Source organism: Tautonia sociabilis (assembly GCF_003977685.1).
Lineage (GTDB): Bacteria > Planctomycetota > Planctomycetia > Isosphaerales > Isosphaeraceae > Tautonia > Tautonia sociabilis.
In genome coordinates this window covers 1-7081 of record NZ_RYZH01000102.1, presented here as the reverse complement: position 1 = coordinate 7081, position 7081 = coordinate 1, and the positions used below count along the sequence as shown (strand labels likewise).

At 67.8% G+C, this 7081-nt stretch carries 7 protein-coding genes; 1 reads left to right on the top strand and 6 read right to left on the bottom strand.

Annotated features, from left to right (window positions below):
• Nucleotides 1–38 precede the first annotated feature (38 nt).
• The 4 genes from TsocGM_RS28085 to TsocGM_RS25335 all read right to left on the bottom strand — a co-directional run bounded on the left by TsocGM_RS28085 (nt 39) and on the right by TsocGM_RS25335 (nt 3321).
• Nucleotides 39–773: a mercuric transporter MerT family protein gene (locus TsocGM_RS28085; protein ID WP_126728257.1), complete on the bottom strand. Its 735-nt coding sequence runs from the start codon at nt 771–773 to the stop codon at nt 39–41.
• A 63-nt stretch (nt 774–836) separates the two neighbouring features.
• A complete protein-coding gene (gene merA, locus TsocGM_RS25345; RefSeq protein ID WP_199756915.1) occupies nt 837–2282 on the bottom strand; it encodes a mercury(II) reductase in 1446 nt (481 codons plus the stop codon).
• Nucleotides 2283–2391: 109 nt separating this feature from the next.
• A complete protein-coding gene (locus TsocGM_RS25340) occupies nt 2392–2751 on the bottom strand; it encodes a heavy-metal-associated domain-containing protein (protein WP_126728256.1) in 360 nt (119 codons plus the stop codon).
• Between the two features lie 117 nt (nt 2752–2868).
• A complete protein-coding gene (locus TsocGM_RS25335) occupies nt 2869–3321 on the bottom strand; it encodes a MerR family transcriptional regulator (protein WP_126728255.1) in 453 nt (150 codons plus the stop codon).
• A 163-nt stretch (nt 3322–3484) separates the two neighbouring features.
• Here TsocGM_RS25335 and TsocGM_RS25330 point away from each other — a divergent pair, with 163 nt between their 5' ends.
• Nucleotides 3485–4543 (top strand): tyrosine-type recombinase/integrase, encoded by a 1059-nt coding sequence (locus TsocGM_RS25330; RefSeq protein WP_126728254.1) that lies wholly within the window; start codon nt 3485–3487, stop codon nt 4541–4543.
• An 8-nt stretch (nt 4544–4551) separates the two neighbouring features.
• Here the strand turns inward: TsocGM_RS25330 and TsocGM_RS25325 are convergent, their stop codons facing one another.
• The gene (locus TsocGM_RS25325) at nt 4552–5490 is read right to left on the bottom strand and encodes an AAA family ATPase (RefSeq protein WP_126728253.1); all 939 of its coding nucleotides are present in this window, start codon (nt 5488–5490) and stop codon (nt 4552–4554) included.
• Nucleotides 5483–6952 carry a Mu transposase C-terminal domain-containing protein gene (locus tag TsocGM_RS25320; RefSeq protein WP_126728252.1) on the bottom strand — a complete coding sequence of 490 codons (1470 nt, stop codon included), beginning with the start codon at nt 6950–6952 and terminating at the stop codon, nt 5483–5485. The genes TsocGM_RS25325 and TsocGM_RS25320 overlap by 8 nt, the downstream gene beginning before the upstream one ends.
• Nucleotides 6953–7081 lie beyond the last annotated feature (129 nt).

Sequence of the window (7081 nt, the reverse complement as noted above, 5' to 3'; positions counted from 1 at the left end):
TGTTAAGTTCGACGGTAACTGGCGTGGTTCTTCTGGAGCTATTCGGCGCGATCGACGATGGGCCCCGTCCCTTGGCCGTTTCTCGTCTCGACGAACGCCCCGTCGTATCCTGCTCGTTCCAGAGCCAAGATGATTTCATCGCTGGGGATCGGACAGCACTCGTCGGTCACAATCGTGGCCCGTGCGCTCCCATAGTCAACTTCCACGGACTGCACGCCTGGCACGCGGCGGATCGCCTGGGAGACAGCCGCGGCACAGCCCTCACAGGTCATCCCCCCGATCTCCAGGACGGCTCGCGTCCCACCCTCGGCAGCAACGGTACGGTCGTCATTGCCGAACAGCAGCCCGACATAGCTTGGGAAGAAGAGGAAGGCGGCTGAGATCGCCGTGACGCCCCACAGCAACGCCTTATTCAACGTCATCAGGCCGACGTGACGAGGACGGCTCGCGGGACAGCAGCTGCCGTCCTCGGCCGCCTCGGTCGTGCAGCAGCCGTGCTCCGCCACGCCCTTGCGCGGGCGATAGGTGAGATAGAACGCCGCCCCCAAGAATCCAAGCGTCACGACGATCAACAGCGGTCGATACGCCTCCAGCCCGGCGGCAATGCCCGCTCCCGAGGCCCCCAAGGCGATTAGCACCAGCGGCAGCCAGCAGCACGCGGAGGCGATGATCGCCGAGAGGATCGCGCCGATGCTGGCGATCGCGGCGACCTTCTTGCCGCGGCTCTTCGACGACTGCGCCGTTGATTCGGATCCTTCGATTGGTTGGCTCATCTTGATCTCTCCAAAATAAGGTGAATTCCGTCGGACATCCGGTTGCAACGGCCGCGGGGCGGTTCAGGTGGCGCAGCAACTCAGCTTGCTGACGTCCTTCCCGAACGTCAGGGCGGCCAGCTTGTTGGCTTCGCCCAGCGTCAGGTAGGGATGGAACGACGAGGCCAATTCCCCCGCCGTGATCTTGTGCTTGATCGCTAGGCTGAGTTCCATGAGCAGTTCGGAGCCCTCCGGGGCCAGGATCCGTGCACCCAGCAGGCGGTCGGTGGAGGCCTCCCGGATCAGCTTGACGAACCCGCGTGTGTCGCGGGCCGCGATGCAGCGGGGGACGTGTGACATGGGCAGGGTGGCTACGTCGACCACCAGACCCTGTTCGGTCGCCTGTCGCTCGTCCAGCCCCACGCCGGCCACCTGGGGGTCGGTGAAGATGACCCACGGCAGGGCGGTATAATCCCGCGTGCGGGAGCCATCTTGCAGCGCGTTTTCCGCGGCCAACGCCCCTTCGTAGGCGGCGGTGTAGACGAACATGCGCTCGCCGAGGACGTCCCCGGCCGCGAAGACGTGTGGGTTGGACGTCCTTAAGGTCTCATCGGCCCGAATAAAGCCCCGCCGATCTGGTTCCACGCCGACGAGTTCGAGCCCCAGGCCGTCGGTGTTGGGTCGGCGACCAGTGGCGACGAGGATCTGACTCGCGCGATACGTCCGCTTCGTCTCGCCCTGCACCACCTCGACCGCGGCCATCCCGTCCTCGCGGCGGACCGATTCGACGGCAACGCCGGTCTCGACCTGGAGACCCTCCTCCCGCAAGAAGCCGCTCAGCGCATCGGTCAGGTCGGGTGTCTCCGTGGGCAGGATGCGGTCGGACCGTTGCAAGATCGTCACCCGGCTGCCGAGGCGGGCGAACATCTGGGCGGTTTCCAGCGCGATGTAGCGGCCCCCGAGGACGATCAGGGACTCGGGCAAGTGCTCCAGCTCGAAGGCACTTTCGTTGGTCAGGTAACCGGCCGTCGCCAGCCCCTCGACGGGCGGCACGAAGGACGTTGCCCCAGTGGCGATGAGAAAGCGATCCCCCTGAATTTGCTCGCCATTCACGGCGACTTCGCGATCGGATACGAACCGAGCCCGCCCCTGGACAAGGCGAATCGTGGGCACGTCGGCGATGACGTCGAGGTACTTCGCCTGGCGAAGCTGCTCGACCAGTTCCCGTTTCTGGCCGATGACGGCGGAGAAGTCCGCGACCTCGGCGGATGAGCGAATCCCGGCGAACCCGTGCCGGTTGGCCCGGTGCAACACTTCAGCGGCCCGGATGAGGGTCTTGGACGGGACACAGCCCACATTGACGCACGTCCCGCCCGTCGGCAGGCCGTCATTGACGATCGTCGCCCGCGCTCCCAGTTCGCTGGCCCGGATCGCAGCCGCGAACGCGGCCGATCCGCCGCCGAGAATGACCAGGTGGAGCGCGTCTTCCGGCTCGTTCCCTCGCGCGACACAACATCCTGATTCGGCCATCATTTTACTCCTCATGGTTTCTCGATTGTTCCACGTCAACCCGATGAATCGCTGGCCTCGGGCACGACAGGCCCGAGGCCGAACGCGACCGACCTCGGGGCTCGCCGGTTCACTTCTTCAGCGTGGCCTTGTAACCGGCCTTCTTGACGGCGGCGATCAACGTCGCCGCATTCACGACGGCCCCGGGCTTGGCGCAGACCACGGCCTCAGCCTTCGCGAAATCGACGCGTGCCCCGGCGACACCGGGCACCTTCGCCAGCGCCGTCCGCACGTGCGCCGAGCAGCTCTCGCACGTCAACCCCTCAATCGCCAGCACGTGGCACTCTGCCGCGGCCAAAATGGGCCGGGGAGCATCGCCGAACGCGGGATTACTGAATCCACAGCAACAGGGCGACGCCGCGAAGATCCCACCCAGTACCAGCGTCAGGAGCGGATGCCTCGCTTGCGACTTCGTGGTCGTTCCGATCATGTGCCTTCTTCCCTCGAATCCTCCATGCTTACCCTCGCGGGCAAGCTGTCTCCGTCGACCGCGACCGGTCGTTCCCGACCGACACGACCAATCTACACCTTGCACCCAAGTGTAAGGTCAAGGACTTTTCTTCGAGCGGGAGGATCGGGGAGCGGCGGGACGCTCTGAGTCGTGACGGAGGTGGTCCAGGACCTGGCAAGGGCCGGCCAGGTCGGTCTCCCGGCACTTGACGAGCGCCGAGGTCAGGACCTGCTTGACGAGACGGAGGTCGTCCATGCGTTGCCCGACGTCGACGAGGCGACGTTCGATCAAGTCCCGAACCTCGGCGCAGGAGGCCGGCGTGTCGAGGTCTTGTTCGAGCAGGGTCACGACGTCGTCGAGGGTGAAACCGATGGCCTGGGCCGCGCGAATGAAGCGCAGCCGATCAAGCGCGTCATCGTCGTAGAGACGATAGTTTCCGCCGCTCCGGCTGGTGGGACGGAGCAGGCCGGCCCGCTCGTAGTAGCGGATGGTCGAGGTCGGGACCCCGGCGGTCTTGGCGAGCTGACTGATGGTTCGGAGGGCTCCCATGTGCCAAGCCTCCCGAACATTGAATCCGAGTGCAATGTTCGGGTGGGATTGGCGTGGGGTATCGAGGCCACGACCGGTCGCCCCCTGCCCTCAATTTGTGCTTGCGCCCATGCCGAATAAAGGACATTATTCGGCATGAACGGGATCAGGGCAGGGGGGTGTCATGGACGAGAATCGGGGCGAGATCGAGGTGCTGCCGGCCACGGCCGGGCCGAATGGCGACGGGCATGAGCTGGTCGTCCACGCCGACCTGGAGCGACTCCGTCGGGCGGTCGCCGCTCCCGAGATCGTCAAGAATGCCGGTCCCAACGCCGAGTACGCCTATGCCGATTTCTTCAAGGCGAAGATTGCCAACCCCAATACCCGGAAGGCCTACAAGCGCGCCGTCGACCGGTTCCTCGGGTTCTGCCAGGAGCGCGGGATCGAACTCCGCCAGGTCACGTCCTTCCTGATCGGCGACTACCTCGAACATCACCTGATCGACCAGGCTGGCCATCCGCTCTCGGCCCCCTCGAAGAAACAGCACCTGGCCGCGTTGCGGCACTTCTTCGACAACCAGCAGATGTACCACGGCGTCGTCCTCAACCCGGCCGCCTCGGTCCGCGGGCCGAAGCACGTCGCCCACGAGGGCCAGACCCCCGCCTTCGACGACAAGCAGGTCCGGGCCCTCTTCAAGTCCATCAAAACCGACGACATCCTCGGCCTGCGCGACAAGACGATCCTCATGGTGCTCGCCTACACCGCCGCCCGCGCCGGGGCCGTCGCCAAGCTCCGCATTGAGGACTACTACTCCGACGGCACCCAGTGGTGGTTCCATTTCGGGGAAAAAGGCGGCAAGGTCCACCTCGTCCCCGCCCGCCATGACCTCCAGCAGCAGATGGAGACCTACCTCAAGGCCGCGAACCTCGCGGGAAGCCCCGGCAAGGCCCCCCTGTTCCGCTCGGCCCGCGGCCGCGCCCGCAGGCTCTCCCCCGACCGGGGGCTGACGGGCAATGACCTGCTCCGGATCGTCAAGCGGCGGCTCAAGGCCGCCGGGCTGCCCGAGGGGACCTTCTGCTGCCACAGCTTCCGCGCCACCACGGCCACGAACCTGCTCCGGCAGGACGTCGCCCGCGAGCAGGTCCAGTACCTGCTCGGGCATTCCGACGCCCGGACGACCGACCTCTACAACCGGACCGACAAGGAGGTCAGCCGCAATATCGTCGAGCGGATCTCGCTGTGACCTGGGCGTCACGCCGCGCCGATGACCAGGACCTCGCGCGCCGCCTCGACCACCTCCCGGGTCACCGACTCCAGGGCGTTGATCTCCAGGATCCGCGCCACCTGCGTCAGCAGCCGATCCAGCAGCCGGAAGTTCCCGCCGGTGATCCGGATGATCGCCGCCATCGCCTCGGCGTCGGCCAGCAGGTCGTCGGGCAGCGTCGCCCCGGGCGGTCGCCAGCCCCCCAGCAGCTCGCGCACCTCCGGCGCCCCCAGCGGGCGGAACTCGTGGATGAACCCGATCCGCGAGTAGAGCTGGGCATACCGCGCTAGCCGACGTTCCAGCCCCGGCATGCCGATCAGCACCAGGCCGATCCCCCCGTCGTCGAAGATCGCTCGGAGCTGTTCCAGGCTCGCCATCCGGATCCGGTCCACCTCGTCGACGAGCAGCAATTCGGTCGGATCGCGAGCCTCACGATCGCGCTCGGCGCGGGCGAGGATCGCCCTGGCGACCGCGGCCTCGGCCCGCTCCAGGCGGGCTGACTTGCCCGCGAACCAGTCGTGCTTCACGAGATAGTCGTCGCGAGCCCTCTCCAGCCTCCGCTGCGCCGCGGCGATGACCGGGGCCGCCTCCGTACGGATGGCCTGGCGGACCAGCTCGCGCATCCGCTGCCGCAACTGGAACACGCCGCCCTGGATCTGTCCCGGGGAATTGACGACCGTCGCGGTGTAGAAGACGCATCCGTTGCCCGGCACGTCGTCGCTCCGGAAGTCGCCCGAATCGGCATACGGCTCGGCCGCCTCGACCCGGTCCCAGTCGGCATAGCGGCGGGCCGAGAGCGTCTTGCCCACCCCGGGCGGCCCGTGGCAGAGCCCGATGTACCGATAACGGCGACAGGCGTCGCAGAACTCGCGGAACCGCCGGTACTCCCGCGTCTCGACGAAGGCGTCGCCCGTCACCTCAGTCATTGGCGTACCGCTTGAGCGTCCCCCCCGGCCGTCGCGGTGCCGGGGTGCCCTCGGGGGCGTCGCCGGCCGTTTGCTCGGTCGGGCAGCCACGGCGGACCTCCAGCAAGGACTCCATCACCTTCAGTCGATCCCGGATCGTCTGACGCAGCTCGCGACGACGGCGGTCCCGCGCCCGGATGACCTCGCGCAGCGGCACCGTCTCCCCGGCCAGCTCCTGGCAGACCGCCCGGCAGACGAACCGGCCCTCGTGGAAGACCCGCACCTCCGCCACGTCGCGCGGGTCGTACCGCAGCAGGACCTGCTCCCCGACGTAGGCCGCCAGGTTCGGGTCGATGTACCGCAGCCCCGAGAACCGGATGCCGTCGCGGTGGACCCGCCGCGTCTTCGGGACCGTCAGCAGCAGAAGGTCGAGCTGCTCCAACGACTCGGGCATCCGCGGCAGGAACCCGCCGGAGGCCCATCGTTCATGCGGCGTGCACCCCGTCGTCACGTGGCGTTCGTGGTGGTACCGATCGACCAGGAACGGCTCCAGCTCGGCGGCCAGGTCGCCCAGGGTCAGCCTGGCCTCCGGGGAGGTCCCGGCGGGTGCAAAGCCGGGAAGCCGCGGGAGGAGCACCTGGGAGACGCCCTCGAAGAACCGCTCGATCTTCCCCCGGCCGCGGGGCCGCCCGACCGTGGAGTTGACGAGCCGGATCTTCAGGTCGGCGGCCACCTGCTCGAGGTGCCGGGACGTGAAGTCGCTGCCGTGGTCCGAGTAGAGGACCTCGGGGATGCCGCAGACCTGCCAGCCGGGTCGGTCCTTACGCCAGATCGCCTGCCGCAGGGCCAGGGCCGTCTGGATCGCCGAGGGGCTGCCGAAGAACAGCGCGTAGCCGGCCACGGCGCGGCTGTAGTCGTCGAGGATGACGGTCAGCCACGGCTTCGCGGTCCCCCCCTGCCCGTCCTTCAGCAGGATGTCGAGTTCCGTATGATCGGCCTGCCAGACGGCATTAGGGCCGGTCGCCTCGTGGCGATGGACCAGGTCGAAGGCGTCGCCATAGGCCTTCGACCCCTCGTGGGCCAGGGTCGTCAGGGCCGGGTCCAGCGCCCGAACCGTGGCGGAGACGGCGTAGTAGGTCGGGGGAATCTCGCCGAGCCGTTCGGCGAGCGCGACGGCCCGGCGGTGGATGGTCGCCACGGACAGCGGCGGCTTGCTCAGGGCCAGGCCCTCGATGGCCTGGCGCAGGGTGTCGGAGAGACGCCGCTTGCCCCGGTCGCTCCGCCCCTTGCGGGCCAGCCCGGCGAGCCCCTCGCGGCGATACCGCCCGGCCCATCGTGTGGCGGTCCGCAGGGCGAGTCCCCGCTCCCGGGCCACACGAGCCAGGGGGGCCCCCTCCTCCAGATGCGGGCGGAGGAGTTGGAACCGCTCGAATGCCAGGGTACGTTCGGCCTCGGAGAGACCGCTGAGCGGCGGCTGCGACATGTCCGGAGACGATCCCTGCGGCTTCCCGGCCCGGGGAGCCAAGTGTATTGTCGGATACCGGGATCGTTTATCGGACGATCGCGCCGAATAGCTCCAGAAGAACCACGCCAGTTACCGTCAAACTTAACA

Bases quoted from the DNA above. Each gene is read 5' to 3' on its own strand.
- TsocGM_RS28085 (WP_126728257.1), bottom strand. From the start codon at position 773: ATGAGCCAACCAATCGAAGGATCCGAATCAACGGCGCAGTCGTCGAAG.
- merA (WP_199756915.1), bottom strand. From the start codon at position 2,282: ATGGCCGAATCAGGATGTTGTGTCGCGCGAGGGAACGAGCCGGAAGAC.
- TsocGM_RS25340 (WP_126728256.1), bottom strand. From the start codon at position 2,751: ATGATCGGAACGACCACGAAGTCGCAAGCGAGGCATCCGCTCCTGACG.
- TsocGM_RS25335 (WP_126728255.1), bottom strand. From the start codon at position 3,321: ATGGGAGCCCTCCGAACCATCAGTCAGCTCGCCAAGACCGCCGGGGTC.
- TsocGM_RS25330 (WP_126728254.1), top strand. From the start codon at position 3,485: ATGGACGAGAATCGGGGCGAGATCGAGGTGCTGCCGGCCACGGCCGGG.
- TsocGM_RS25325 (WP_126728253.1), bottom strand. From the start codon at position 5,490: ATGACTGAGGTGACGGGCGACGCCTTCGTCGAGACGCGGGAGTACCGG.
- TsocGM_RS25320 (WP_126728252.1), bottom strand. From the start codon at position 6,952: ATGTCGCAGCCGCCGCTCAGCGGTCTCTCCGAGGCCGAACGTACCCTG.